At 66.6% G+C, this 26,186-nt stretch carries 35 protein-coding genes; 6 read left to right on the plus strand and 29 right to left on the minus strand.

Annotation, left to right across the window (positions count from 1 at the left end):
• The first annotated feature begins 50 nt into the window (after window positions 1-50).
• Both eccD and mycP read left to right on the plus strand, forming a co-directional pair.
• Complete coding sequence (eccD, locus tag BLR41_RS02735; RefSeq protein WP_092626172.1) at window positions 51-1,463, plus strand: type VII secretion integral membrane protein EccD; 1,413 nt, start codon at window positions 51-53, stop codon at window positions 1,461-1,463.
• A gap of 46 nt (window positions 1,464-1,509) precedes the next feature.
• Complete coding sequence (gene mycP, locus BLR41_RS02740; protein WP_092626174.1) at window positions 1,510-2,958, plus strand: type VII secretion-associated serine protease mycosin; 1,449 nt, start codon at window positions 1,510-1,512, stop codon at window positions 2,956-2,958.
• Window positions 2,959-3,125: 167 nt separating this feature from the next.
• Here mycP and eccB read toward each other — a convergent pair whose 3' ends face one another.
• Window positions 3,126-4,706 (minus strand): type VII secretion protein EccB, encoded by a 1,581-nt coding sequence (gene eccB / locus BLR41_RS02745; RefSeq protein ID WP_092626176.1) that lies wholly within the window; start codon window positions 4,704-4,706, stop codon window positions 3,126-3,128.
• 181 nt (window positions 4,707-4,887) lie between these two features.
• On the opposite strand from eccB, the gene eccE reads away from it, so the two are divergent.
• The 3 genes from eccE (at window position 4,888) to BLR41_RS02760 (ending at window position 7,974) form a co-directional block, all read left to right on the plus strand.
• On the plus strand, window positions 4,888-6,201 hold the full coding sequence (eccE, locus tag BLR41_RS02750; RefSeq protein ID WP_092626178.1) for a type VII secretion protein EccE: 1,314 nt from the start codon (window positions 4,888-4,890) through the stop codon (window positions 6,199-6,201).
• Window positions 6,198-6,932 (plus strand): hypothetical protein, encoded by a 735-nt coding sequence (locus BLR41_RS02755; protein WP_092626180.1) that lies wholly within the window; start codon window positions 6,198-6,200, stop codon window positions 6,930-6,932. Before eccE ends, BLR41_RS02755 begins: the two co-directional genes overlap by 4 nt.
• A 154-nt stretch (window positions 6,933-7,086) precedes the next feature.
• Entirely contained in the window at window positions 7,087-7,974 is an 888-nt protein-coding gene (locus BLR41_RS02760) for a hypothetical protein (RefSeq protein WP_092626182.1), read from the plus strand.
• Between the two features lie 87 nt (window positions 7,975-8,061).
• Here the strand turns inward: BLR41_RS02760 and BLR41_RS02765 are convergent, their stop codons facing one another.
• The 8 genes from BLR41_RS02765 to infA form a co-directional block, all read right to left on the minus strand.
• The gene (locus tag BLR41_RS02765) at window positions 8,062-8,964 is read right to left on the minus strand and encodes a tRNA pseudouridine synthase A (RefSeq protein WP_092626184.1); all 903 of its coding nucleotides are present in this window, start codon (window positions 8,962-8,964) and stop codon (window positions 8,062-8,064) included.
• Window positions 8,961-9,518 carry a 50S ribosomal protein L17 gene (gene rplQ / locus BLR41_RS02770; RefSeq protein WP_092626186.1) on the minus strand — a complete coding sequence of 186 codons (558 nt, stop codon included), beginning with the start codon at window positions 9,516-9,518 and terminating at the stop codon, window positions 8,961-8,963. The genes BLR41_RS02765 and rplQ overlap by 4 nt, the downstream gene beginning before the upstream one ends.
• A 51-nt stretch (window positions 9,519-9,569) precedes the next feature.
• Window positions 9,570-10,691, minus strand: coding sequence for a DNA-directed RNA polymerase subunit alpha (locus tag BLR41_RS02775; protein WP_092626188.1), 1,122 nt, complete (start codon window positions 10,689-10,691; stop codon window positions 9,570-9,572).
• A 151-nt stretch (window positions 10,692-10,842) separates the two neighbouring features.
• Window positions 10,843-11,448, minus strand: a complete 606-nt coding sequence (gene rpsD / locus BLR41_RS02780; protein WP_092626190.1) for a 30S ribosomal protein S4 — start codon at window positions 11,446-11,448, stop codon at window positions 10,843-10,845.
• A gap of 25 nt (window positions 11,449-11,473) precedes the next feature.
• A complete protein-coding gene (rpsK, locus tag BLR41_RS02785; RefSeq protein ID WP_092626192.1) occupies window positions 11,474-11,878 on the minus strand; it encodes a 30S ribosomal protein S11 in 405 nt (134 codons plus the stop codon).
• A 23-nt stretch (window positions 11,879-11,901) separates the two neighbouring features.
• Complete coding sequence (gene rpsM, locus BLR41_RS02790; RefSeq protein ID WP_092626194.1) at window positions 11,902-12,279, minus strand: 30S ribosomal protein S13; 378 nt, start codon at window positions 12,277-12,279, stop codon at window positions 11,902-11,904.
• Between the two features lie 234 nt (window positions 12,280-12,513).
• Window positions 12,514-12,627, minus strand: a complete 114-nt coding sequence (gene rpmJ, locus BLR41_RS02795; protein ID WP_092626791.1) for a 50S ribosomal protein L36 — start codon at window positions 12,625-12,627, stop codon at window positions 12,514-12,516.
• A 53-nt stretch (window positions 12,628-12,680) separates the two neighbouring features.
• The gene (gene infA / locus BLR41_RS02800) at window positions 12,681-12,902 is read right to left on the minus strand and encodes a translation initiation factor IF-1 (RefSeq protein WP_017976785.1); all 222 of its coding nucleotides are present in this window, start codon (window positions 12,900-12,902) and stop codon (window positions 12,681-12,683) included.
• A gap of 575 nt (window positions 12,903-13,477) precedes the next feature.
• Here infA and BLR41_RS22700 point away from each other — a divergent pair.
• Complete coding sequence (locus BLR41_RS22700) at window positions 13,478-14,119, plus strand: class I SAM-dependent methyltransferase (protein ID WP_245693770.1); 642 nt, start codon at window positions 13,478-13,480, stop codon at window positions 14,117-14,119.
• A 335-nt stretch (window positions 14,120-14,454) separates the two neighbouring features.
• On the opposite strand, the gene map is transcribed toward BLR41_RS22700, so the two are convergent.
• From map to rplB, 20 genes are all read right to left on the minus strand, one after another.
• A complete protein-coding gene (gene map / locus BLR41_RS02810; protein ID WP_092626196.1) occupies window positions 14,455-15,240 on the minus strand; it encodes a type I methionyl aminopeptidase in 786 nt (261 codons plus the stop codon).
• 289 nt (window positions 15,241-15,529) lie between these two features.
• Entirely contained in the window at window positions 15,530-16,084 is a 555-nt protein-coding gene (locus BLR41_RS02815; RefSeq protein ID WP_092626198.1) for an adenylate kinase, read from the minus strand.
• A gap of 284 nt (window positions 16,085-16,368) precedes the next feature.
• The gene (gene secY, locus BLR41_RS02820) at window positions 16,369-17,679 is read right to left on the minus strand and encodes a preprotein translocase subunit SecY (RefSeq protein WP_092626200.1); all 1,311 of its coding nucleotides are present in this window, start codon (window positions 17,677-17,679) and stop codon (window positions 16,369-16,371) included.
• Window positions 17,680-18,116: 437 nt separating this feature from the next.
• Window positions 18,117-18,566 carry a 50S ribosomal protein L15 gene (rplO, locus tag BLR41_RS02825; protein WP_092626202.1) on the minus strand — a complete coding sequence of 150 codons (450 nt, stop codon included), beginning with the start codon at window positions 18,564-18,566 and terminating at the stop codon, window positions 18,117-18,119.
• The gene (gene rpmD, locus BLR41_RS02830) at window positions 18,566-18,751 is read right to left on the minus strand and encodes a 50S ribosomal protein L30 (protein WP_092626204.1); all 186 of its coding nucleotides are present in this window, start codon (window positions 18,749-18,751) and stop codon (window positions 18,566-18,568) included. Before rpmD ends, rplO begins: the two co-directional genes overlap by 1 nt.
• A gap of 4 nt (window positions 18,752-18,755) precedes the next feature.
• Window positions 18,756-19,367 (minus strand): 30S ribosomal protein S5, encoded by a 612-nt coding sequence (rpsE, locus tag BLR41_RS02835; RefSeq protein WP_092626206.1) that lies wholly within the window; start codon window positions 19,365-19,367, stop codon window positions 18,756-18,758.
• A 65-nt stretch (window positions 19,368-19,432) separates the two neighbouring features.
• Complete coding sequence (gene rplR / locus BLR41_RS02840; RefSeq protein ID WP_176797792.1) at window positions 19,433-19,837, minus strand: 50S ribosomal protein L18; 405 nt, start codon at window positions 19,835-19,837, stop codon at window positions 19,433-19,435.
• Window positions 19,838-19,839: 2 nt separating this feature from the next.
• A complete protein-coding gene (rplF, locus tag BLR41_RS02845; protein ID WP_092626210.1) occupies window positions 19,840-20,379 on the minus strand; it encodes a 50S ribosomal protein L6 in 540 nt (179 codons plus the stop codon).
• A gap of 16 nt (window positions 20,380-20,395) precedes the next feature.
• Window positions 20,396-20,794, minus strand: a complete 399-nt coding sequence (gene rpsH, locus BLR41_RS02850) for a 30S ribosomal protein S8 (RefSeq protein WP_092626212.1) — start codon at window positions 20,792-20,794, stop codon at window positions 20,396-20,398.
• Window positions 20,795-21,027: 233 nt separating this feature from the next.
• A complete protein-coding gene (locus BLR41_RS02855) occupies window positions 21,028-21,213 on the minus strand; it encodes a type Z 30S ribosomal protein S14 (protein WP_092626214.1) in 186 nt (61 codons plus the stop codon).
• A gap of 43 nt (window positions 21,214-21,256) precedes the next feature.
• Window positions 21,257-21,832 carry a 50S ribosomal protein L5 gene (rplE, locus tag BLR41_RS02860; RefSeq protein ID WP_092626216.1) on the minus strand — a complete coding sequence of 192 codons (576 nt, stop codon included), beginning with the start codon at window positions 21,830-21,832 and terminating at the stop codon, window positions 21,257-21,259.
• Between the two features lie 3 nt (window positions 21,833-21,835).
• On the minus strand, window positions 21,836-22,150 hold the full coding sequence (rplX, locus tag BLR41_RS02865; protein ID WP_092626218.1) for a 50S ribosomal protein L24: 315 nt from the start codon (window positions 22,148-22,150) through the stop codon (window positions 21,836-21,838).
• Window positions 22,150-22,518 (minus strand): 50S ribosomal protein L14, encoded by a 369-nt coding sequence (gene rplN / locus BLR41_RS02870; RefSeq protein WP_092626220.1) that lies wholly within the window; start codon window positions 22,516-22,518, stop codon window positions 22,150-22,152. Before rplN ends, rplX begins: the two co-directional genes overlap by 1 nt.
• Before the next feature lie 126 nt (window positions 22,519-22,644).
• Complete coding sequence (gene rpsQ / locus BLR41_RS02875) at window positions 22,645-22,923, minus strand: 30S ribosomal protein S17 (RefSeq protein ID WP_092626222.1); 279 nt, start codon at window positions 22,921-22,923, stop codon at window positions 22,645-22,647.
• Window positions 22,920-23,162, minus strand: coding sequence for a 50S ribosomal protein L29 (gene rpmC, locus BLR41_RS02880; RefSeq protein ID WP_017976800.1), 243 nt, complete (start codon window positions 23,160-23,162; stop codon window positions 22,920-22,922). Before rpmC ends, rpsQ begins: the two co-directional genes overlap by 4 nt.
• Window positions 23,162-23,581, minus strand: coding sequence for a 50S ribosomal protein L16 (gene rplP / locus BLR41_RS02885; RefSeq protein ID WP_019852823.1), 420 nt, complete (start codon window positions 23,579-23,581; stop codon window positions 23,162-23,164). Before rplP ends, rpmC begins: the two co-directional genes overlap by 1 nt.
• A gap of 3 nt (window positions 23,582-23,584) precedes the next feature.
• Window positions 23,585-24,508, minus strand: a complete 924-nt coding sequence (gene rpsC, locus BLR41_RS02890; protein WP_092626224.1) for a 30S ribosomal protein S3 — start codon at window positions 24,506-24,508, stop codon at window positions 23,585-23,587.
• Window positions 24,508-24,933 (minus strand): 50S ribosomal protein L22, encoded by a 426-nt coding sequence (gene rplV, locus BLR41_RS02895; RefSeq protein ID WP_170837289.1) that lies wholly within the window; start codon window positions 24,931-24,933, stop codon window positions 24,508-24,510. Before rplV ends, rpsC begins: the two co-directional genes overlap by 1 nt.
• A gap of 69 nt (window positions 24,934-25,002) precedes the next feature.
• Complete coding sequence (rpsS, locus tag BLR41_RS02900) at window positions 25,003-25,284, minus strand: 30S ribosomal protein S19 (RefSeq protein WP_017976804.1); 282 nt, start codon at window positions 25,282-25,284, stop codon at window positions 25,003-25,005.
• Window positions 25,285-25,302: 18 nt separating this feature from the next.
• Window positions 25,303-26,142: a 50S ribosomal protein L2 gene (gene rplB / locus BLR41_RS02905; RefSeq protein ID WP_092626226.1), complete on the minus strand. Its 840-nt coding sequence runs from the start codon at window positions 26,140-26,142 to the stop codon at window positions 25,303-25,305.
• Window positions 26,143-26,186: the final 44 nt, after the last annotated feature.

Raw genomic sequence — 26,186 nt, forward strand, 5'->3', positions numbered from 1 at the left:
GAGCACCCACACGGGATCGACATCGAAGGACGAGGGATTAGGGGGCCCAAGTGGCGACCGGGACCACGGTATTCAGCCGCGTGACGGTGGTCGCGCCGAAGACGCGCATAGACCTCGCGTTACCCGCGGACGTCTCGGTGGCGGACCTGCTGCCGATGTTGCTGGACATGGCGCACGAGGCCACTCCGGACGGCGGAGCGCGTCACGGCGGCTGGTGCCTGGCGAAGCTGGGGGACGCCCCGCTGGACACCAGCCAGACTCTCGCGGCACTCGGCATCGTGGACGGCGACATGCTCCAGCTGCGACGCAAGTCGGACGATCCACCACCGCCGCTGTACGACGACGTGGTCGACGCACTCGCCGAGGCGGAGCCGGGAAGTTACCGCCCCTGGACCAAGGAGACCGCCGCCAGAACCGGACACGCGGCGGGCGCGCTGGCGATGATCGCCTCCGCCGTGGCCCTGGGAATGGCCGCCCTTCCGCAGGGGATCATCTTCCACATCATCGCCGCGGTGGTCGGACTCGCGGTCGCGATCTTCGCCACCGGCATAGGCGCGATAGTCGCCCGCGCCTACGGCGCCGCGAGCACCGGGACGGTACTGGCCGCGGCGGGCGGCCTGCCGATGGCCTTCGTGGCGGGTCTCAACATCGTGCCCGGCCAGGACATGCGACCGAAACTGCTGCTGGCCAGCGCGCTGGTGCTGATATTCGCCTCGGTGTCGCTCATGGTGATCGGGGCGGGCATCATCCACTTCATCGCCGCCGCGACGATCTCGCTGTTCGCCGTGATCGGATTCCTCGTCGCCACGCTGGTCCCCGCCGCGACCGCAGCGGGAGTCGCCTCGGGCGCCGCGGCGGTGGGTCTGGCGGGGATCTCGATGCTGCCCCGAATCACGATCCAGCTGGCCAAGCTGCCGCTGCCGCACGTTCCCGGCAGTGCGGAGGACCTCAAGGAGGACGGCGGCTTTCCGGACTACCACCAGATCCAGCGGCAGTCCGGCCTGGCGCACAAGTACATGACCGGCCTGATCGTGGGATGTGGCGGTACGGCCGCGCTCGGAGCGGTGATCGCCGCCACCGCACCGAACATCTGGGGCCTGCTGCTGGCCGGGGTGGTATCGGCCGTGCTGATGCTGCGTGGGCGCAACTACGCCAACGGGAGCCAGGCGATCGCGTTGCTGCTCAGCGGACTGAACGCCGCGCTGGGCACGACCGTCTGGCTGCTTCTTCCCACGGTGACCACCTCGCAGCAGAAACTCACCTGGGTGTTCTGGCCGCTGCTGCTACTCGGCGTCGCGGCGATCGTGTTCGGCGTCGTCTTCCCCAACCGGCGGTTCTCACCGGTGCAGCGCCGCAGTGTGGACATCCTCGAGGCGGTGCTGATCGCACTGGTACTCCCGCTGGCACTGGGCGTCATGGACGTGTACATGACGATCCGCGATCTCAACATCAGCCTGTTCTGATGGAGCTTCCGTCGATTCGCCGAACAGCCGCCGCGAAGGAAGCGTGATGCGTTCAACCACAACCGTGCACCGGGGCAACCTTCGGCGTGCGCTGGCTATCTCGGCAGCGACCGCCACTCTCCTGGTTTGTGGCCCGATACAACCGGCCACCGCCCAGGACGAGGAGGAAACCGGAACCGAGAGCGAGCAGGAGCTGCGGCTGCCCCCCGTCCCGGAGGGCACGAATCTGACGGTCTCCTCCGCCGCCCTCTCGCCGGACAACGGCTTCACCCGGCAACAGGCGTGCCTCGCCGCCAGCGAGAACGGCTCGCGGATCAGACGGCAGCCCTGGAGTCAACGGGTACTCGGTTTCGGCCGCGCCCACGAGCAGGGACTCACCGGGGCGGGCCAGACGGTCGCCGTGATCGACACCGGCGTGAACGAACATCCCAGGCTCGAATCACGGCTCCGAGCGGGCGGTTCCAAGATAACGGGTGGTGCGCTGCGGGACTGCGACGGACACGGCACGGTGGTGGCGGGCATCATCGCCGCGAGCGACTCGGAGGAGACGGGATTCGTCGGTGTCGCACCGGAGAGCGACATCCTGTCCATCCGACAGTCGTCCTCGGTCTACCAGAAGGAACAGTCCGGCGAGACGGTCGGCAACACCTCGACCATGGCCCAAGCCATCGCCAGCGCCGTGGCGCAGAACGCGGACGTGATCAACATCTCGCAGGCCTCCTGCCAGACGCTCTCCCGCGCCCTCTCGCCCAACGAGCCCAACTGGGAACTGCGCAAAGCCGTCAGACAGGCCTACGAGCAGGACGTCGTGGTGGTTGCCGCGGCGGGCAACGTCGGCGGCAAGTGCGAGAAGAACGACCCCGGCGAGCCGAGCACCGCGGTGCTGCCCGCCTGGTTCGACGATTACGTGCTGACCGTGGCCTCGGTGAACCGGCAGGGCGCACCGTCCGAATTCACCATCCCCGGGCCGTGGGTGGACGTCGCCGCCCCTGGCGAGGAACTGATCTCGCTCGATCCGGGGATCGGTGGCAAGGGACTGGTGAACCGCGTCACCCGCGACTCCAACAGCCAACCACAGCCGTTGCAGGGCACCAGTTTCGCCGCGCCGTACGTTTCCGGGCTGGCGGCGCTGATCAAGGAGAAGAACCCGGAACTCTCCGCTGCCCAAGTGATGCACCGGATCACCGAAACCGCCCAGCACCACGGTGGCAGCGAGGGCGGTAACGACATCATCGGCTACGGCTTGATCAACCCGATGGCCGCGCTCAACGACGTCATCCCCGCCGAGCACGACGCGGCTGCCGCCCCGGTCGAGCCACGGCGCCTGGAGGCGCACGTCTTCCCGCAGCGGAACTGGGCGGCCATCGCGGTGGCGATGGGAGGAACCATCGGCGGACTGGCCACCGTGCTGTTCACGGCGTTCCTGCTCAACGCGGTACGGCGGGTACGGGCGCGGAACCGGGGCGAGTCGCCGGTGGGGCCGGAAACCCTCTGATCGAGGTTTCCCGGTCGGGTCGCCGGGTTGCTCGCTCGGCGGAACCTCCCGACGATGGGTACGAACGAACTCGCGGCCCGGAACCGACTCGGTTCCGGGCCGCGTTGCCGCCCGAGGAGATCCCCAACCGGCGAGGTGACTGCCGGCGGGTGGCTGCCGAGTGGCCGCTAGTCGGCGGCTGCTCCGGTGTCGGCCCGCTGCTGTTCCTCCGCCGGCGCCCGATTCACCCCGGCGTCCGATTCGACGGGTATGGAGTCGTACACGAAGCCGGCCTGGGCCGGATCCAGGAAGTCACCGGAGGGCAACGTTCCCAGGATCGAGGCGGGGGCCGCTCCGATGTCCCCAGCGCCGTTGACGACGCCGAGCCCCTTGGCGGTGGCGACGTCCTTGATCCCGTAAGTGACCCCTCGGTTGGAGACCAGGTAGACGGGACCGCCCTCGGCCGTGTCGGGCCCGGTGCTCCCGCGCGCCACGGCCGCCTTGCCCGGCGGCATGTAGAAGTAGTCCACGCGCGGCCCCGTGCCGTCGAACTGGGCCAGCTTCACCGGCGCCTTGGGCGCGGGCGTACCCGATCCGACGGTGACCGTGACCCGCTGTTCCCCGGACTCGTCGGACCAGCTCAGGCAGGAGCGATCGGCGTCCGCGAACGAGAGCGGCTGCGGAACCCCTACCGGGAAGTGGTCCACGTCGAGCTCGTCGGCCGCATCGGCAGTGCCGATGTCGGTGAGCATTCCCGTGGCGTTGGGAATCTCCTCGGAGCTGTACCTGGAAGCGTGCAGTACCGCGGCCGCGCCGCGAGTGACGTGCTGCTTGCCGCTCTGCCGCAGCACGAAGAACTGCGGGGTCTCCCCCGGCACACTGCGCTCGAGGACGTCACCCACCCCGTAGCCGCCGCTGTCGTAATCCGGGGTGGTTTCCGCCAGTTCCGGCACGTCGAGCGAGTCCACCTCGGGAATCGCGTTGAGCATGTTGGTGCTCACGATGCGCGGAACCGCGTCACCGAGCCCGAACATCTCCGTCACCGCGGGCTCCTCGGCCGGGAGGGCGGCCTTGACCACCCTGGCTCCGGTGCTGTTGTCGGATCGCACGCGATAGATCAGATACGGCTGCTCCGAGGAGGAATCCCGCACGTAGAGCGCCTCGTCACGCCCGAGTTCCCTACCGTGGCCGGTCACCCCGCCCAACACGGTGGTCTCCACCTCGGCGGAGGCGAGCATGTCCTCGGTGTCCAACGCCTTGTTCAGCTCGGCCACGTCGCAGATCGCCCATGCCGGGGTGGCCGCCTGCCCCGGCTCGGGCAGGAAGTCCGGGGCGTTGGGCATCCCCGTCTTCGGTCCGCGGGGTAATTCCGCCAGGGCTGCCTGGTCGACCTTGGTCGGCTCGATCGCCTGCCCCTGACCGTTGCCCTTGGCCATGACGAGCAACTTCGCCGAGGCCATGTTGAGCATCGGGATCAGACGCTTGTCCGCCTGATCGTCGGAAGTGACGACGTAGACGCTGCCGCTGCCTTTCGCGATGACCACCGATCCCGGTTTCGGGACGGTGCCCTGGCCGCCGAACAACCCCCACACCAGGAATCCGATCATCCCGACACAGGCGATGATCGCACCGGCGATGGTGGCGCGTTTGTGCGAACCGAGCGGGTCGTGCAGCATCACCGCGTCCCTGCGGGCGAGTGCCGACTCCATACGGCGTATGACGAACCTGTACGCCTGGACTTGTGATTTGGTGGTGGGTGTTGATGCCATTCTTCGCCTAAAGCTCTCCCGTGCGAGGTACCGTTCAGCAGGGTAGCCGGGAAAGGTTGCCGCGTGGGTCCGGTTCGACCGACTTACCGCAGTATTCTCTTCGATCGGTTACCGATACCTACACTCGCCCGCACCCACAGTGGGCAGACGCATCTACCTGCGAGGGGGAGAGACCCAACGGATGTCCGTGACCACACAGCATTCGGCCCCACCGAAAGCATCGGGATCGTCCGGCACCGGGCCCACCAACGCGACGCGGGCACGAATTCAGGCAAGGCGACGGACCAATGGTGCCAGTCTGGGGGCACTGCCGGTATCCAACCTCGTCGTCATGGAGATCGGCATCGCGGCCGGGCTGGTCCTCGTCGGCATCGACCGGACACTGTGGCCGGTCGCGGCGGGAGTGGCCGGATTCGCCGTGATCATCGCTCTGCTGCGCAGGCGCGGCCGGTGGTTCACCCAGATGTTCGGGCTCGTGCTGGGCTACAAGTTCCGCAACCACACCAGCGTGGTCACACCCGTCACTCCCGGCCTGACGGACGGTGGGGACGAGAACGGCGACGGGGTGATCGGCCCGGAGGAGAACCACCGGGTCTCACTGCTGCGGCTGGTCGTTCCCGACCTGGTCGTGGCACACGGCCAGGACCACGACCGCAACCACGTCGGGATGGCGTTCAACGACGGCAAGTGGACCGCTGTACTCATGGTCGAGCCCACACCCTCGTTGGTCACCGAGATCGGTAAGGCACCGAACCTCCCGCTCGGCTCGCTGACCCACTGCCTGGAGGACCGCGGTGTGGTCCTCGACGCGATCCAGGTGATCTGGCACTGCTACCCCGGCAGTGCCGCACTGCCCTCGAAATCGCCCGCGCTGAACTCCTACTTGGAGGTGCTGGGGCCGTTACCGGCGGCGGCTCGTCGCACCACGTGGGTGACGGTGCGGTTGGATCCGAAGCGATGCGCCAAGGCCGTGGGAGAACGAGGCGGCGGCATAGTGGGTGCGCACCGCGCACTGATCGGTGCGCTGTCGCGAGTGCGCAGCGCCCTGGAGCGGGAATCCGTACCCACCCGGCCGTTGGATCCGGACGAACTGCTGCAGGCGGGAATCGCCTCGGCCGAGCTGCAGTCGGTGCTGGGATCGCAGCGCTCGGTCGGCCTCAAGGAACGCTGGGACGGGGTCACGGCGGGCGGAGTGGGGCACTCCAGCTACGCGATCACCGGTTGGCCCTCGCAGATGAGCAACAACCTGAACGCGCTCACCGGGGTTCGTGCGCTGTCCTCCACGGTGGCGATGTCCATATCCCCCACCGGGGAGAACAGTGAGGTCGGGCTGCGCAGCCTGGTCAGGGTCAGCGCCCGAACTCCCGAGGAGCTGGACACCGCGGACGAGCAGTTGCGCGGTATCAGCAATCGACTCGGGGTCACGCTGACCCCGCTGGGGGGCGTGCAGCTGGCCGGATTCAACGCGACTCTGCCGTTGGGAGGCTCGATATGAGCCGCAGCAGGACCATAGACACACCCGACGACCTGCGCGACAGGGTTCCGGAGTTCCTGGTACCCCCGGAAACGCTGGACGCGGTGAGTCCCTCCGGCGACCGCGGCGGGATGATCATCGGTTCCGGGCCGCACGGCGAACCGATCTCCACCTCGATCCTGCGTCCGCAGCCCACCAGGATGGTCACGGTGGGCGGGCTCTATCTGGCTCGTCAGATCGCGCTGCGCGCCATGGCCACCGGCGCTTGGGTGATCATCGCGACCGGGCGACCGGACTCCTGGGACAACCTGGCCACCGCCGCCGGGCACACCCCCGACGGCACCCCGGTGCCGCTGGTGCAGATCCGACGGCTCACCCCGTTCGACCTGCCGCGCTCCAGTGAGGACGCCCCGCTGCTGGTGATCCACGACGGCGGAGCCGTGCCCCAGGAACTGTTCCCGCCGCGTTCGGCGTGGCAGACCACCATGTACGTGCTGCCCTACCTGCACCCGCAGGTGGGTAACGGTACCGCCGCGAACACGGCCGATCTGGTGCTGCTGCAGCGGATCCCGATGAACCAGGCCCAGCTGGCGGGACGGATCTGGCACCTGCACCCGCCACAGGTGCAGCAGCTGACCGCGCTGCAGGACGACGGGATCATCGCCCTGGGCAACATGCTCTGGAGCCCGATCCGGCTCGTGACGAACAAGCGCGAGCAGGAGCTGCTGGGCCCCATTCGGCGCGGCGACTGACCTCACCTCCCCGGCGATTTCGCGAGAAATTGACGCCTTGGGGGTGTCGATTTCTCGCGAAATCGCGGCAAGTGTGTCCACATCGCACCCAGGTGTCCACATCCCGCGGGAAACGCCGGGCCGAGGGAGGTTCGTCGCTTCGATACTGGCGGGCATGGCAGACATCGCATCGACGACACACCCGGAACCGGCGCCCCGGGGGGCGGTACTTCTCACCCGCGCCGAAGCACTGGAAGCCGGAATAACGGACCGCGTGCTACGGGAGTCCGGGGCGTACCGCCGGGTGCTCCACGGGCTCTACACCCCGGCCGATGTCCCGCTGAGCCACGAACTGAGATGCCAGGCAGCGGCACGGCTCCTGCCGTCCGACGCGGTGATCACGGGAAGGTCGGCCGCCACGCTGCACGGGGCACGGCTCGCTGACCACAACGACGCGGTCGAAGTACTCGTCAACGACAAGTACGTGAATCGAAGAGGGGGGTTGAAGTGTTGGGCGCGGAGCGTCTCGACCGATGAGCACTCCGCCTGGAGCGGAATCAGGCTTGCCTCCCCCTGCCGGAGTTCCTTCGAGATGCTCGCCCGCTATCCGCTCAGGTGGGCTGTGGCCAACTGCGACCGGATGTTGCACGAGGGAATGGTCGAGGAGAACCAGCTCCGCCGCTTCCTCGGCGAACGAAACCACTACGGGATCCGCCAGGCCCGAGCCGCTTTCGAACTGCTGGATCGCAGAGCGGAGTCGCTTCCGGAATCGATGCTGCGCGTGCTCCTGGTGCAGCGGGGCCTGCCACCGACCCCGCAACTTAACATCCTGCACCGGGGAAGGTTCGTGGCGCGAGTGGATCTCGCATACGAGGACGCCAAGGTCGCCTTGGAGTACGAAGGGGCCTGGCACGCGGACGCGGAACAGTACCGCCGCGACCGGATGCGCAGGCAGCGCATAGTGGAGTGCGGCTGGCAGGTGCTCGTGGTCACCGCGCGGGAGCTGTTCGAGACGCCGAACGAACTCCTGCGGCGGGTCGGGGCGGCGTTGGGAAGGGTGTGAGCGTCGATTTCTCGCGAAATCGCCGCGCTGTGCGGGAAGGGAAGCCCCCACGGACCGGGCGGCGCCGTTTTCCGGCGAAACCGACGGTCACAGCGAACGCCGCGCCCGGGTGGTCCTGATCCGCTCGGCCAGCTGGTCGTCGGGCGGATAGTCGACACCGGTCAGGGTCAGGCCGTGGGCGGGAGCCACCGCGCTGGTCTTGGTGCCGTCGTGCAGCATCTCCGCGGGCCACTCGGTACCGCGTCTGGAATCACCGGACATCAGCACCGACCCCACCAGACTGCGGACCATGGAGTGGCAGAAGGCGTCGGCGGTGAGGGTCGCCGCCAACAGGTGCCGGTCGACTCGCTCCCACTCGAACGACTGCAACTGCCGGACGGTGGTCGCACCCTCGCGTTGTTTGCAGAAGGCCGCGAAGTCGTGCAGTCCCACCAGGTCGTCCGAAGCCAGTTTCAGCCGCCGCACGTCCAGTGGCCTGTTCCAGGCCAGGGTGTCGCGTCGCCGCAACGGGTCGACACCCCAAGGCGCGTCCGAAACCAGGTAGCGGTAGTGCCGCCGCATCGCGGCGAACCGGGCGTCGAAGCCCGCGGGAGCGACCTCGGCCCGCAGCACCCGCACGTCCCCGGGCAGAATGCGGTTCCAGCGACCACAAAGCCGCGTCAGATCGGGCACACCGTGCTCGTCGATCTCCAGCCGGTGCCGATCCCCGGCCGCCAGCGGCACCGCGTCCACGTGAACCACCTGACGATCGGCGTGCACCCCGGCGTCGGTTCGCCCGGCCACTACGACCGAACCCACGAGCTCCCTGCCCGGCGGCTGCTTCCACAGCGCGTCCTCCAGCAGTCCCTGCACGGTCCGCAAGCCGGGCTGGCGCGCCCAGCCGGAGAAATCGGTGCCGTCGTAGGCGAGCTCGACACGAACGCGAACGAACCCGCCCTCCCGTTCGGGAGCGGCGGGTTCGTCTGCAACCTCGGCACGCGACGAAATCAGGACCGGTCCTTGTTCTCGGCGTCCTCGTCGCTGGTGCCCTCGGTCTCGGAGGCGTCGGAAGCGGACTCCGCGACGTCCACGTCCGCGGACTCGTCGGCCTCGGCGGTCTCCTCGCCCCGCTGGGCGGGCTCCGCCGTGGCCTGCTGGTCCTTCGCGAACTTGGTGCCGCGGGCGGCTTCGGCCTCGGAGGTGGCCGTCTTCTCGTTGACCAGCTCGATGATGGCCATCGGAGCGTTGTCACCCTTGCGGGGCATGGTCTTGACCACCCTGGTGTAGCCACCCGGGCGGTCGGAGAAGAACGGTCCGATCTCCGCGAAGAGCTTGTGAACAACGTCCTTGTCACGGATCGTCTTCAGCACTTCGCGACGATTGTGCAGGTCACCCCTGGTGGCCTTGGTAATGAGACGCTCCGCCAGCGGCTGGACCCGCTTGGCCTTCGCCTCGGTGGTGGTGATCCGCCCGTGCTCGAAAAGCGCGGTGGCCAGGTTCGCCAGGATCAGCCGCTGATGCGACGGCGACCCGCCAAGACGCGGACCCTTCGTTGGGCTGGGCATCGGTTGCTCCTCTCAAGGTGCGGCCGGAAACCAGTCCGCGAAGCGCAGCCGTCAGAGCTGCTCAGTCTCCGCGTAGTCCTGGCCGTCGTCGTCATAACCGTTGTCGAAGCCGGTGTCGTAACCGCTGTCGAGACCGGTGTCGAAACCGCCGGCGGACATCCCCTGGGAGATGCTCGGCTCCTCCGACCAGCCTTCCGAGGGGTACTCGGCGGCAGCGGCGGAGGGATCGAATCCCGGAGGGCTGTCCTTGAGGGTCAGACCCAGACCGACCAGCTTCATCTTGACCTCGTCGATCGACTTCGCACCGAAGTTGCGAATGTCGAGCAGGTCGGCCTCGCTGCGCGAGACCAGCTCGCCGACGGTGTGGATACCCTCGCGCTTGAGGCAGTTGTACGAGCGTACCGTGAGATCGAGATCCTCGATCGGCATGGAGTACGCTGCGATGGTGTCCGCCTCGGCGGGCGACGGACCGATCTCGATGCCCTCTGCGTCGACGTTGAGCTCACGGGCCAGGCCGAACAGTTCGACCAGGGTGCGGCCTGCCGAGGCGACCGCGTCCCGCGCGGTCATCGACGGCTTGGTCTCGACATCGAGAACGAGTCGGTTGAAGTCCGTGCGCTGTTCGACACGAGTCGCGGTGACGTCGAACGAAACGTTCCGCACCGGCGAGTAGATCGAGTCCACCGGAATCCGGCCGATCTCGGCGCCGGACTCCTTGTTCTGTGCCGCCGGGACGTAGCCGCGACCCCGCTCGACCACGAGCTCGATCTCCAGCTTGCCCTTGGAGTTCAGGGTCGCGATGTGGAGATCGGGATTGTGTACCGTCACACCGGCGGGTGGGACGATGTCGGCGGCGGTGACGTCACCCGGACCCTGCTTGCGCAGATACATGGTGACGGGCTCGTCGTCCTCGGAACTGACCACGAGTTCTTTGATATTCAGGATGACGTCTGTAACGTCTTCCTTGACCCCCGGAATCGTGGTGAATTCATGCAGCACACCGTCGATACGCAGGCTGGTCACGGCCGCACCCGGGATCGAGGACAGCAGGGCACGGCGGAGCGAATTGCCGAGGGTGTAACCGAAGCCGGGCTCCAGCGGCTCGAAGGTGAACCGGGAGCGCGTCTCCGAAATAGGCTCCTCGGACAGTGAGGGTCGCTGGGAGATGAGCACTGTCGTTTTTCCTTTCCACACGGCGCCCGCCATTTTACGCCGAAGGGATGGCGTGCCCGCTGCGAACAGTGGGCGAGGTGGGGACGCGTCGCGTCCCCACCCGTACCGGACCGCGGAGCAGCCATCGATGCGGTAGCCGCTCCGCCCGGTATCACTTCGAGTAGAGCTCGACGATGAGCTGCTCGGTGACCGGTGTATCGATCTGCGCACGCTCGGGCAGCTGGTGCACCAGCACACGCAGCGACGAGGGCACCACTTGCAGCCAGGCCGGGCAGGGCCGCTCGCCCAGGGTTTCCTTGGCGATGATGAACGGCGTCGTGTTCAACGACTTCGGCTTGACGTCGATGATGTCGAACTTGGCGACCTGGTAGCTCGGAATGTCGACCTTCCTGTTGTTGACCAGGAAGTGACCGTGGTTGACCAGCTGACGGGCCTGCCTGCGGGTACGAGCGAGTCCCGCACGGTAGACCACGTTGTCCAACCGGCTCTCCAGCATCTGCAGCAGGTTGTCACCGGTCTTGCCGGGCCTGCGGTTGGCCTCCTCGTAGTAGGAGCGGAACTGACGTTCCAGCACTCCGTACGTGAAGCGGGCCTTCTGCTTCTCCTGCAGCTGCTGCAGGTACTCGGTTTCCTTGATGCGTCCGCGGCCGTGCTGCCCCGGCGGGTACGGACGACGCTCGAACGACTGGTCACCGCCGACGAGGTCAACCTTCAACCGACGGGACTTACGGGTCGCGGGACCGGTGTAACGGGCCATTGCGTTTCTACTCCTCTCCCGCTTCTCAGACCCGACGACGCTTCGGCGGGCGGCAGCCGTTGTGGGGCTGCGGGGTCACGTCCTGGATGGTTCCCACTTCGAGGCCGGCGGCCTGCAGCGAACGGATCGCCGTCTCACGTCCGGAACCGGGCCCCTTGACGAACACGTCGACCTTCTTCATGCCGTGCTCGGCGGCCTTGCGGGCGGCGTTCTCGGCCGCCATCTGCGCGGCGAACGGCGTGGACTTGCGGGAGCCCTTGAAGCCGACGTGACCGGCGGAGGCCCAGCTGATCACCGAACCGACGGTGTCGGTGATCGACACGATCGTGTTGTTGAAAGTGCTCTTGATGTGCGCCTGTCCGTGCGCTACATTCTTTTTTTCCTTGCGCCGGACCTTCTTGACGGTCCCGGCGCGACCCTTCGGTGGCATTACTGCTTATCTCCTCGCGAGGCTTACTTCCTGGCCTTCTTCTTGCCTGCGACCGTCTTCTTCGGCCCCTTGCGGGTACGGGCGTTGGTCTTGGTCCGCTGCCCGTTCAACGGCAGGTGACGACGGTGCCGCATCCCGGCGTAGGAGCCGATCTCGATCTTCCGGCGAATGTCGGCCTGCACCTCACGACGGAGGTCACCCTCGACCCGGTAGTTGTTCTCGACGTGTTCACGCAGCTTGGCGAGCTGCTCGTCGTCGAGATTCTTGGCACGGGTGTCCATCGAAATGCCCGCGTTGCGCAGAATCTCCTGCGAGCTGCTGCGGCCGATGCCGTAGATGTAGGTCAGCGCGACCTCGATGCGCTTCTCGCGCGGGAGGTCGACGCCGGCAATCCTTGCCATCTGGCAGGTGCTCCTCACTCTTCATTCCAGGTCTACTCCCCGACCGTCCTCGTGCACGGGGCTCGCCCGGGCGGACTCGCTTCGAAACCGAAGACCCGTCCGGACCCCGTAACCACACGAAGCCCCGGCCTGGTTCCGGGGGTGAACCGACTCAACTCCCGAGTCGGCAGGTCATGGGGAGGTCCCTTGTATCGCCTGGTTCGGTTGTCTCGGTAGAGACCGCTTCGCTGCCGATCAGCCCTGACGCTGCTTGTGACGCCCGTTGTTGCAGATCACAAGAACCCGTCCGTGACGACGGATCACCTGGCAGTTATCGCAGATCTTCTTGACACTCGGTTTGACCTTCACGGCCGTGCTCTCCTGATCGCGACGCGTGTCCGTAACCCCGGACACCGTGGAGGTCACTTGTAGCGGTAGACAATGCGCCCACGGGAGAGGTCGTAGGGAGACAGCTCCACGACGACCTTGTCCTCGGGCAGGATGCGGATGTAGTGCTGGCGCATCTTGCCACTGATGTGCGCGAGGACCTTGTGGCCGTTCTCCAACTCGACGCGGAAGGTCGCGTTGGGGAGCGGCTCGATCACCCGACCCTCGACCTCAATGGCCCCGTCCTTTTTGCCCATGTCCTCCGCGTTTCGTGACGGTGACAGTTCATCTTCTCGGTAGCTCGTACCGTTATTACCGCTGACGCCGGAGCCGGCACCAAAGGCAGACCCACTCCGACGCGGTCCGGCAGCCCAACCACCCACGGACAAGCTGGCCCGGAGGACATGCACAGGATCACGGCCCCCACGATCGGGAAACCGCATTGCTGCCCGCCCCAGCGGACCACGCCCCCTGCGAACAGAACGGCATGACGAACCGGCGCCACGAGTGCGCCGATACTCCACTGTACGCGCACGCGCGAATGCCACCCAAATCGGGGCTGGACAACGAGCCGGCAGTAACTCTCAGCAGTAACACAAACACCCTGTGTTACATTTGGTCGTTGTCCGTTCGCCGCGCCAGGAGGGAGACGAGTCCCACAGCCGCCCGTATCACCGCCGCTGACACCCGCCGAACCCCGTCTCACCGGGGAGGCTCGGGGCGAGCCGGACCGCGAGCGACGCTCCGTAGGAAGCGCTCCCGGAGCAAGTGGCGGTATGATCGAAGGCCGTCCGGCGCGACACCCCGGTCAGGCACACCGAGGAGACACAAGGTGACGACCCAGCACCACGGCCGTTTCTCACCGACGCATTGGCTGCGAAAGGCGCCCGTCGCTGATTACCGGCGGTTCCTCACTGCGGCGATCCGTCATCCGGGAACGGTTGGCGCGGCGACCCCCACCTCGAGCGCGGTGGCGGACAGCGTGGGGCGCGTCGTGCCGGCCCACGGTGAGCCGGTGGTTGTCGAGCTCGGCCCGGGGACCGGCTCACTCAGCGTCGAGATACGGAAAAGACTTCCCACCGCGGGCAGGCACGTGGGCATAGAACTCGACGAGCGCATGGTGCGCCATCTGCGCGACCGGATTCCCGAGATGGAAACGGTGCACGGAGACGCTCGGAAACTGCGATCGACCTTGCCCAGCCTCGGGATCGAGAGCGCGGACGTGATCGTGACCAGCATTCCCTGGTCCTTGCTCGGGGAGAACGAGCAGCACGAGGTCCTTCGGCAGTGTCGCCTGAGCCTGGCACCCGCCGGGGTGTTCACCGCCATGACCTACCTGCCGATGCGCCACAGCGCCGGGGGGCGCCGGTTCCGCGCTCGCCTGGAGGCCGGTTTCGGCGAGGTGCTGACGCACACCACGTGGCGAAGTGTCCCGCCGATGCTGCACTACACCTGCCGCTCCCCGATCGTGTGAGCTGCAGCGCCCGAATCCTTCGTCAATTTCTCGCGAAATCGCCGCGCAGCTAGGCGAGGGGCCCCGATGCGTGAGGTGGCCCGGCCCGGGTGGGCGTCAATTTCTCGCGAAATCGCCGGGCCCGCGGTGCTCCCCCGATACCGAGCTCCCACCACTCCCGCGGGCGGGCTACCACCACCCTCGCAGCAGAACCGACCGCGGGTTCTCCCGTGCGGCTCTCGCGAGGACGGCCGCGACGTTGTGTAGTACCTACCCGATGTCGGGGCACCCACAGCGAGCGCCGTGCGAGAGGTTCCGCCACGGAACCAGCTACGCAACCCGAGTGACACGCGGTGTCACTCGGCGGTGAGCACCCAGGGTCCGTCCGGCGTGATTGCCACGGTGTGCTCCCAGTGAGCGGCCCGGGAGCCGTCGACGGTCACGACGGTCCACTCGTCGGAGAGCTCCTCGCTGTCCGGCGGACCGAGAGTCAGCATCGGCTCGACGGCCAGTGCCATCCCCTCCCGGAGCTTGGGCCCCTTGCCCGGCCTGCCGAGGTTGGGAAGGAAGGGCTCCATGTGCATGCGGGTTCCGATACCGTGCCCGCCGTACTCGGCGATGATCCCGTAGTCGATTCCGTCCGAGGTGGCGGCAGCCCTGGCCGCGGACTCCACCGCGTGCGAGATGTCGGTCAGCCTGTTACCGGCCGCGACCTTGTCGATACCCGCCCACATCGCTCGCTCGGTGGCAGCCGACAACGCCAGGTCACGTTCACCGACCGAACCGACCGGGATGGTAACGGCGGAGTCACCGTGCCACCCGTCCAGAATCGCTCCGCAGTCGACCGAGATCAGGTCGCCGTCGGCGAGCACCTCGGTCGTCGAGGGGATGCCGTGCACGATCTTCTCGTTGATCGAGGCGCAGATCGAACCGGGGAAACCGTGGTAACCCTTGAAGGAGGGAGTCGCACCCGCGCCTCGGATGACCTCCTCGGCGACCGAGTCGAGTTCGGCGGTACTGACCCCCGGTTTCGCCTGCTCGGTCACCGCCGCGAGGGCGCGCGCGACGACGAGTCCCGCCGCGCGCATCGCCTGAATCTCACCACTGCTCTTGAGCTCGATGCCCTTACCGCGACGCAGCACCGGCTGCCCCTCTCGTCAACTCAACGGCCTTACAAGAACGATTCTCGTCCCGGTACGACTCCCGGGCCACTCCCCCACCGCGGCCCGGCAACCGCGGGAGCCGGGCACTCCGGGACGGCCGAAGACCTCTTCGGCTCCGCCCCGCGTCCCGACCCCCGCGGCTCGAGTACCGTCGCGCCGGACACCACAGTTCGCGGAACGAGTTCACGCGGGGTCCGGCCACGAAATCATCTCCCCGGGAGCGGCCGCCCGGCTACGGGCAACGGATCGAACCGGGGAGCGGAACCACTCAGGCACGAGCGCGCAGGGCCTCCAGAGCTCGCGAGGTGACTTCCTCGACCGGCCCGAACGCGTCGATCGTGATCAGCTTGTTCCGATAGTAGTCCAGCAGCGGCGCCGTCTCCGAGTCGTACACGTCCAGCCTGCGCCGGATGAGTTCCTCGGTGTCGTCCGAACGACCGCGGTCCAGCAGGCGCCGGACCAGCTCCTCCCGGGGAACCTCGAACTGCACCACCGCGGTGAGTTCCATCCCGTTCTCGGAGAGGATGTTGCTGAGCACGTCGGCCTGCGGCGTCGTGCGCGGGAATCCGTCGAGCAGAAAGCCCTCGGCCGCGTCACTGGCGGCAAGTCGCTGACGCACCATCTCGTTGGTGACCTCGTCCGGCACCAGCTCCCCGGCGTCGAGGTAGCTCTTGGCCTCCTTGCCCAGCGGCGTGACGTTGTCGATGTTCTCCCGGAACAAATCGCCACTGGAGATGTGGGGGACCGCGAGATGTTCACTCAGCACGGCCGCTTGGGTGCCTTTGCCCGCACCTGGCGGGCCAACCAGAACCAATCGCACCAAGGGTCTGCCTCCGAATCCGTGATGATGGCTCACGCCACCGTTTGGCGGGCACTTTCGTCCCGTCTGTCATCGCACGCCCGCGCCGCGGCGACACCGGGAAGTGCTCCCGGCGGCGATCCCGCCGACACGGACATCGAGCGATCGACACCGTAACCGACGTGGCCGATTTCGCCATGTTCACCGCCCGAACTGTGGGAAACCACTCGAAGCGGAACCGCGCCGCTCGGGGGTGGGAACCACCGAGCGGGCAGCGGCCACGGCGTCATCGCCAGGACTCTTCGAGCCTACCGGAGGAAGCCCTCGTAACTGCGCTGCGTGAGTTGGCTCTCGACCTGTTTGACGGTGTCCAGTCCCACGTTGACCATGATCAGGACAGCGGTTCCGCCGAACGGGAAGTTCTGCGCACCGCCCTGACCACCGGTCACCCCGAGGAAGAAGTTCGGGAGTACCGCGATGATGCCCAGGTAGAGCGCACCGGGCAACGTGATGCGCGAGAGCACGAAACTCAGGTACTCGGCAGTGGGCCGGCCCGGACGGATGCCTGGGATGAAACCGCCGAACTTCTTCATCTCGTCGGCACGCTCCTCCGGGTTGAACGTGATCGAGACGTAGAAGTAGGCGAAGAAGATGATCATCGTCATGTACAGCAGGATGTGTACCCAGCTGGACGGGTCGACGATGTAGGTCTGAATGAAACGCGACCACCAGGTGTTCTGGTTACCGGCGAGCTGCCCCAGCAACTGCGGGAGGTACAGCAGCGAGGAACCGAAGATCACCGGGATGACACCGGCCTGGTTGACCTTCAGCGGCAGATAGGTGGAGGTGCCGCCGTACATCCGGCGCCCGATCATGCGCTTGGCGTACTGCACCGGGATGCGGCGCTGCGCCTGCTCGACGAACACCACGCTGGCGATGATGACCAGACCGAAGCAGCAGATCACGGCGAAGACGAAGCCGCCGCTGTTGTTCAGGATGTTGCCACCCTCGGCCGGGATGCGGGAAGCGATCGAGGTAAAGATCAGCAGCGACATGCCGTTGCCGACCCCGCGTTCGGTGATCAGCTCGCCCATCCACATCAGCAGTGCCGCACCGGCGGTCATGGTGACGACGATGACCACCATGTTCAGCACCGAGTTGTCCGGGATGACCTGCTGCTGACACCCCGGGAAGAGCTGCCCGCGCACGGCCAGCGCGACGATGCCCGTGGCCTGCAGCACGGCCAGCGCCACCGTCAGGTAGCGGGTGTACTGCGTGAGCTTGGCCTGGCCGGACTGGCCTTCCTTCTTCAACTGCTCGAACCGCGGGATCACCACCTGCAGCAGCTGAACGATGATGCTGGCGGTGATGTAGGGCATGATCCCGAGGGAAAGCACCGACAGTTGAAGCAGGGCTCCGCCACTGAAGAGGTTCAGCAACGAATAGACGCTCTGACTCTCGCCTTGTAGAACCTGCACACACTGCTGGATGTTCGGGTACGACACCCCGGGGGACGGAATCGTGGCACCCAGTCGGTACAGCACGACCATTCCCAGTGTGAACAGGATCTTACGGCGCAGGTCCGGCGTCGTCAGAGCCGAGCGGAAGGCGCCGAGCACGCAGACCTCCTGTGCGCGAGCCGGTAGTCACCGGCCGATGTCGGTGGCCGACTCACGAGTCGCCCACGGCTGGATTCCGTCAACGGTTCCGTACCACGGCGTGGCACGGAACCGCCGCACGGACTCTAACAGCATTCACCCCGCCCGTAGTAGCCACCTGCGGACAACGGCAACGAAACGGCACCCGAACAACACTCACGGTGATCAATGAGCAGCCACTTCGGACACTGTTCGCGATCGGCGAACCCGACGTGTGGCTGTCGGTACCACGTGTTCGAAGGCGAAATCACCGCTCACCGACAGCGGGAGCACCGCCGGAGCAAAAGAACGGGCCGGTCGACAGCGAAGTCGACCGGCCCGAAATCGTGAACCGCGCGACGCGGCGCGGGTTCGATCGCACCGGAACATCACCCCGTGGTGGGGTGGTTCGTCCGGGCTCAGCGCTCCTGCTTGGTGGCGCTGCCGCCCGCGGCCGCGATCTTGTCCTTGGCACTGCCCGTGAACGCGTGCGCGGTCACGTCCAGTTTCACCCCATCGAGATCCCCGCCGCCGAGAATCTTGACGAGTTCGCCCTTCTTGAGCAGTCCGGAGGCGATCAGTTCGTCGATGCCGACCTTGCCACCCTGCGGGAAGCGCTCGGCCAGCTTGCCGATGTTGATGCCCTGGTACTCCACCCGGTTCGGGTTCTTGAAGCCACGCAGCTTGGGCAGCCGGATCTGCAGCGGCATCTGGCCGCCCTCGAACCCGGGCGCCACTGTCTTGCGCGCCTTGGTCCCCTTGGTACCGCGACCCGCGGTCTTGCCCTTGGAGGCTTCACCACGGCCGACCCGGATCCTGCTCCGCTTGGAACCGGGAGCGGGCCGCAGATCGTGAATCTTGATGGCCATTACTCGACGACCTCCTCGACCGAAACAAGGTGGCCGACGGTGTCGACCTGACCACGAACCGTGGGACTGTTCGGCCGAACGACCGTCTGGCCGATCTTACGCAGCCCGAGGGTGCGCATGGCGTCACGCTGGTTGGGCTTGGTGCCGACCAGACCACGCGTCTGGGTGATCTTGAGTTTGTTCATCGGCTCAGACCTCCTGACCCGCGCGCTGGCGCAGCATCCGGGCGGGAGCCACGTCCTCCATCGGGAGACCACGGCGGGCCGCGACCTCCTCGGGACGCTGCAGCTCCTTCAGCGCGGTGACGGTGGCCTGCACGATGTTGAGCGCGTTGCCGCTGCCCAGCGACTTGCTCAGCACGTCGTGCACACCGGCACACTCCAGCACCGCACGGACCGGGCCACCCGCGATGACACCGGTACCCGGGCTGGCCGGGCGCAGCAGCACCTTGCCCGCGGCGTCCTCACCCTGCACCGGGTGAGTGATGGTGCCCGCCACCCGCGGTACGCGGAAGTAGTTCTTCTTGGCTTCCTCGACCCCCTTGGCGATGGCGGAAGGCACTTCCTTGGCCTTGCCGTAACCAACGCCGACGAGGCCGTCGCCGTCACCGCAGACGACCAGGGCGGTGAAACTGAACCGCCGGCCACCCTTGACGACCTTCGCGACCCGGTTGATGGTCACTACACGCTCGAACTGCGGGGATTTTTCCTGGGCCGCCCCGCCACGGCCGCCGTCGCGGCGGTCCTTGCGGTCCTTGCCGCCGGATTCCGAACCGCCTTCACGCCGAGTGCGTCCAGGCATCAGGCGTCCCTTCCGTTACGTGCTGTCATCCTTCGTACGACGACGATGTGGTTATTGCGCACTTCTCAGAACTCCAGACCGCCGCCACGCGCAGCGTCCGCGAGAGCCGCGACCCGGCCGTGGTAGGCGTTGCCGCCACGGTCGAACACGACCTTCTCGACTCCTGCCTCGGAGGCCCGCTGCGCGACCAGCTCACCCACGCGGGTGGACTGGGCCGTCTTGTCACCCTCGAACGAGCGCATGTCGGGCTCGTGGGTGGAAGCGGCAGCCAGGGTGTGACCGATCGTGTCGTCGATGACCTGCGCGACGATGTGCTTGGTGGATCGGCTGACAACCAGCCGCGGCCGCTGCGGGGTACCGCTGATCTTCTTGCGGAGTCGAACGTGCCGCTGGTCCCGGGAACGGCGACGCTCGCCCGCGATGCTCTTGCCCGCCGGCTTCTTCCTGGTGGCTGTGGTGCTCTCGCTCATGGTCACTTACCCGTCTTCCCGACCTTGCGGCGGATCTTCTCGCCCGCGTAGCGCACGCCCTTGCCGTTGTACGGCTCGGGCAGACGCAGCTTGCGGATCCTGGCGGCTACCTCGCCGACGAGCTGCTTGTCGACGCCCTTGACCGAAAGTTTGGCCGGGCCGTCCGTGGCGAACTCGATGCCTTCCGGGGGCTCCATGACCACGGGGTGGCTGTAGCCGAGGGAGAACTCGAGCTTCTGCCCCTTCTGCACCACGCGGTAGCCCACGCCCTGGATTTCGAGATCCTTCTGGAAACCCTGGCTCACGCCGACAACCATGTTGTTGATCAGGCTGCGGGACAGACCGTGCAGCGAGCGGTTCGCCCGCTCGTCGTCCGGACGCTTCACCAGCAGCGAGCCGTCCGAGTCCTGCTCGACCCTGATCGGTTCGGAAATGTTCTGTTGCAGCTTGCCCTTGGGGCCGTTCACCGTAACCGTCTGGCCGTCGATGCTCACATCGACGCCGGAGGGAACGGTGATCGGCAACTTCCCGATGCGCGACATACCGTAAACTCCTCCTTCACCAGACGTAGGCGAGGACTTCCCCGCCCACACCGTTCCGCATCGCTTGGCGGTCCGTTTGCAGACCGCTCGACGTCGAGATGATGGCGATGCCCAGTCCCCCCAGAACCTTGGGAAGGTTCGTGGACTTGGCATACACCCGCAGCCCCGGCTTGGAAACCCGGCGCAGCCCGGTGATGGACTTCTCGCGGTTGGGCCCGAACTTGAGCTCCACGACCAGTTCCTTGGTCTTGGCGCCCTGCTGTTCACGAGAGCCGGCCACGTAACCCTCGCGCTGAAGAATGTCGGCGATGTTCGCCTTGAGTTTGGAGTGCGGCATCACGATCTCGTCGTGGTATGCGCGACTCCCGTTGCGCAGACGCGTCAGCATGTCTGCGATCGGATCGGTCATCGTCATGGTGACCCTGTCAACCTTTCTCGTTCGGTTCCCCGGGCCCGGATACCGCGAACCGCGGTTCGCAGGTCTGGGCCCTGGCCTGAACGAAGTCGGGGTACTGGCTGCCCGCTCCCGAAGAACCTTCGCAGCGGTCAGTCCGTTGTCGTCGCGAGCCGTTGCCGGGCTGCAGCCACTGGTTTCGGTACCGGTGACGAGACGCTCCACCGTCTGGGGAGTCGTCCCGTCTCACGACCTCACCAGGAGGACTTGCTAACCCCGGGCAGCTCGCCCGCGTGGGCCATCTCGCGGAAGCAGATCCGGCAGAGCCCGAACTTCCGCAGGACCGCCCGGGACCTTCCGCAACGCTGGCAACGAGTGTAGGTACGCACCCGGAACTTCGGCTTGCGTGCCGCCTTGTTGATCAGTGCTTTCTTGGCCATCGGCCCAGTTCTCCTAGTCTCGATCCGCAGCGACGGCCACGAGTCACTGTTCCCGGAACGGGAATCCCAGCTGCCGCAGCAGCGACCTGCCTTCTTCGTCGGTGGTGGCCGTTGTCACTACCGTGATGTCCATACCGCGCGAACGGTCGATCGAGTCCTGGTCGATCTCGTGGAACATCGACTGGTCGTTGAGACCGAACGTGTAGTTGCCGTTACCGTCGAACTGCTTCGGCGACAGCCCCCGGAAGTCCCGGATCCGCGGCAGGGAGATGGAGACCAGCCGGTCCACGAACTCCCACATCCGTGCGCCACGCAGCGTCGCCCTGGCGCCGATCGGCATACCCTCGCGGACCTTGAACTGCGCGATGGACTTGCGTGCCTTGCGCACCTCGGCGCGCTGGCCGGTGATAGTCGCGAGGTCGCGAACAGCGCCCTCGATCAGTTTGCTGTCCCGCGCGGCATCGCCCACACCCATGTTGACGACGACCTTGACCATGCCCGGCACCAGCATCGGATTGGAGTACTGGAACTCCTCCTTGAGCGCCGGTACGATCTCGTCGCGGTAGCGGGCCTTCAGCCGCGGGACAATCCTCTCGGTGTTCTTCTCAGTGGTAGTCACGAGTTAGATGTCCTTACCGTTGCGGCGAGAGATCCGAACCTTCTTGCCGTCTTCGCCGGTGCGGTAGCCGACGCGGGTGGGCTTACCGTCCGAGTCCACGACCATGACGTTGCTGACGTGGATCGCGGCTTCCTGCGTCACGATGCCGCCGGACTGCGCACCACGCTCGGTACGCGAGACGCGCGTGTGCTTCTTGATCTGGTTGACGCCCTCGACCAGCACACGCTCCCGGCTCGGGAAGGCCTGGATGACCTTGCCCCGGGCACCCTTGTCCTTACCGGCGATGACGACGACCGTGTCGCCCTTCTTCACCTTCATCACAGCACCTCCGGCGCGAGCGAGATGATCTTCATGAACTTCTTCTCACGCAGCTCACGCCCGACGGGGCCGAAGATACGGGTACCTCGCGGGTCACCACCCGGCCTGACCAGGACGGCGGCGTTCTCGTCGAACCGGATGTAGGAACCGTCCGGACGACGCTTCTCCTTCTTCTGGCGGACGATTACCGCCTTGACCACATCCCCACGCTTGACACCGGCGGCGGGAATGGCTTCCTTGACGGTAGCCACCACCACGTCGCCGATACCCGCGTAGCGCCGACCGGAACCACCGAGCACCCTGATCGTGAGGATCTCCTTGGCCCCGGTGTTGTCGGCGACTCGCAGTCGCGACTCCTGCTGGATCACCTTTACTCCTGACCCTAAGTTTCCGCACACGCTGTGCGGAGACACTTTGGCACGCCCGATTTCCGACCCGGCATGCGCGGTCACAACAACCCGCGGGGGGCTTGCCGCTGCCCCCCGCGGATGGCGTTACTTGGCCTTCTCCTGGATCTCGACCAACCGCCAGCGCTTCGAGGCCGACAGCGGACGAGTCTCCATCAACGACACCCGGTCGCCGATGCCCGCCTCGTTGTTCTCGTCATGCACCTTGACCTTGGTGGTCTTACGCATGATCTTGCCGTAGAGCGGGTGCTTCTTACGATCCTCGAGGGCCACGACCACCGTCTTGTCCATCTTGTCCGAGACGACGTAGCCCTCACGGGTCTTGCGCTGGTTGCGCTGCTGCTCTTGCGTGACTGTTTCGGTCATGCCGCGCCCTCCTCGGCGCCCTCGGGAGACACGGAGAGGCCCAGCTCACGTTCACGCATGATCGTGTAGATCCGAGCGATGTCCCGACGAACGACGCGCAACCTTCGATTGTTCTGCAACTGCCCGGTAGCCATCTGGAACCGAAGGTTGAACAACTCCTCCTTCGATTCACGCAGCCGGGAGACGAGCTCCTCGTCGTTGAGTTCCCGGAGCTCGGTAGCGGTGACGCCAGCCGCCATCAGAAGTCACCACCCTCGCGGGACACGATCTTGCACTTCATCGGAAGCTTGTGGACCGCGCGCCTCAATGCCTCGTAAGCGATCTTTTCGTTCGGGTAGTTCAGCTCGAAAACCACCCGGCCCGGCTTGACGTTGGCGATCCAGTACTCCGGCGAACCCTTACCGGAACCCATGCGGGTCTCGGCGGGCTTCTTGGTCAGCGGGCGGTCCGGGAAGATGTTGATCCACACCTTGCCGCCACGCTTGACGTGCCGGGTGATCGCGATACGGGCCGACTCGATCTGCCGGTTGGTCACGTAGGCGTGTTCCAGCGCCTGGATGCCGTACTCGCCGAAGTTGATCCGGGTGCCGCCCTTGGCGAAGCCCTTACGCTTCGGCGCGTGGCTCTTGCGCCACCTGACCTTGCGTGGGACGAGCACTTGTCAGTCCTCCGTCTTCTCATCAGCGTGCGGCTCGCTGACAGCCGGAGCGTTCGCGGCGGCGGCGTCCGTCGCCGTCTGCTCCTGCTGCGGGCTCTCCGCGGAGCCACCGGACTTACCGCCCTTGGCTGCGGCACGGCCACCCTCGGTGCCCACGTTCGTGGTGCCGGAGGCACCCGAACGACGACGGCCGCCACGCTCGGAACGGCCGCCACGGCCGCCCTCGCGACCGCCGCCACCGCCGCCGCCCTCACCGCGCGGCGGGCGCACCTCGGACTCCTGCTGCTTCTGCTTCAGGCCACCGATGAGCTCGCCCTTGTAGATCCAGACCTTCACACCGATCCGGCCGAAGGTCGTACGAGCCTCGAAGAACCCGTAGTCCATGTCCGCACGCAGCGTGTGCAGCGGCACCTGGCCCTCACGGTAGAACTCCGAGCGGGACATCTCGGCGCCGCCGAGCCTGCCACTGCACTGCACCCGGATTCCCTTGACCTGGGAGGAGCGCATGGCCGACTGCATGCCCTTGCGCATGGCCCTGCGGAAGGACACCCGGTTCGACAGCTGCTCGGCGATCCCCTGGGCGACCAGCTGAGCGTCGGCCTCGGAGTTCTTGACCTCGAGGATGTTGAGCTGAACCTGCTTACCGGTCAGCTTCTCCAGCGAACCGCGGATGCGGTCCGCCTCGGCACCCCGCCGACCGATGACGATTCCCGGCCGTGCGGTGTGAATGTCCACCCTCACCCGCTCGCGAGTGCGCTCGATCTCCACCTTGGAGATCCCGGCGCGCTCCATCCCGCGGGAGAGATGACGGCGGATCTTGACGTCCTCCGCGACGTACTCCGCGTATTGCTTGTCGGCGTACCAGCGCGACTTCCAGTCCGTGGTGATGCCGAGCCGGAAGCCGTGCGGGTTGATTTTCTGACCCACTACCGGGCACTCCCCTTCTGGCTGCGCTTACGAGACTTGCCCTGGCCCTTCGGCTGGCGCGACTCGACCTCGACCGTGATGTGGCTGGTCCGCTTGCGGATCCGGAAGGCCCGGCCCTGAGCACGCGGGCGGAACCGCTTCAGCGTCGGTCCCTCGTCCACATACGCGCGGTGTACCCACAGCGTGCTCGGATCGAGCGCGTTGTTGTTCTCCGCGTTGGCCATCGCACTGGCGAGCACCTTCGACACCTGACCGCTGGCGGTCTGCGGCGCGAACTTGAGCACGTCCAGGGCTTCGCTGGCGCTTCGACCCCTGATGAGATCGACCACGCGCCGCGCCTTCATGGGCGACACGCGGACGAAGCGGGCCCGCGCCACTGCACGCGGATTCTCAACCGCGGCACTGTCGTCGGTACGGGCATTCATCCTGCTACCCCTTTGCCCCGGGTCGTCGAATCCGTGCGACGACCCGGCTCGTTCGTGTCACAAACCCGCTCAGCGGCGGCGAGACTTACGGTCATCCTTGACGTGACCCTTGAAAGTGCGGGTCGGGGCGAACTCGCCGAGCTTGTGCCCGACCATGTTCTCGCTGATGAACACCGGCACGTGCTTGCGGCCGTCGTGCACCGCAATCGTGTGCCCCACCATGTCCGGAATGACCGTGGACCGGCGCGACCAGGTCTTGATCACCGTCTTCTTGTTGGACTCGTTCAGGGCGTCCACCTTCTTGAGCAGGTGGTCGTCCACGAACGGGCCCTTCTTCAGGCTACGTGGCATCGGTCGTTACCTCCCTGCTCAGCGCCGCTTCTTCTTGCCGGTGCGACGGCGCCGAACGATGAGCTTGTCACTGGGTTTGCTGCGGCGGCTACGACCCTCGGGCTTACCCTTCGGGTTGACCGGGTGACGACCGCCGGAGGTGCGGCCCTCACCACCGCCGTGCGGGTGGTCGATCGGGTTCATGACGACACCGCGGACGGTCGGGCGCTTGCCCTTCCAGCGGTTACGACCCGCCTTGCCCCAGTTGATGTTGGAGTGCTCGGAGTTACCGACCTCGCCAACCGTGGCCCGGCAGCGGACATCGACGTTGCGGATCTCGCCCGAAGGCATCCGCAACTGGGCGTAAGGCCCTTCCTTGGCCACCAGCTGAACCCTGGTGCCCGCCGAACGGGCGATCTTCGCCCCACCACCGGGGCGCAGCTCGATGGCGTGGATCACCGTACCGGTGGGGATGTTGCGCATCGGCAGGTTGTTGCCGGGCTTGATGTCGGCCCGCGGCCCGCTCTCCACCATGTGGCCCTGCTGGACCTTGTTCGGCGCGATGATGTAACGCTTCTCGCCGTCCCGGTAGTGCAGCAGCGCGATGCGTGCGCTCCGGTTGGGGTCGTACTCGATGTGCGCGACCTTGGCCGGCACACCGTCCTTGTCGTTCCGGCGGAAGTCGATCACGCGGTAAGCACGCTTGTGGCCGCCACCCTGGTGCCGGGTGGTGATCCTGCCGTGCCCGTTCCGGCCGCCCTTGCCGTGCAGCGGACGGACCAGCGACTTCTCCGGGTGAGATCGGGTGATCTCGGAGAAATCGGCCACGCTCGAACCGCGACGGCCCGCCGTCGTCGGCTTGTACTTGCGAATGCCCATCTCTATCGCAGTCCTCAGTCTCCTTCGGTCGGTCGCGAACGCCC

This window comes from Actinopolyspora mzabensis (assembly GCF_900101095.1).
Taxonomy (GTDB): Bacteria; Actinomycetota; Actinomycetes; order Mycobacteriales; family Pseudonocardiaceae; genus Actinopolyspora; species Actinopolyspora mzabensis.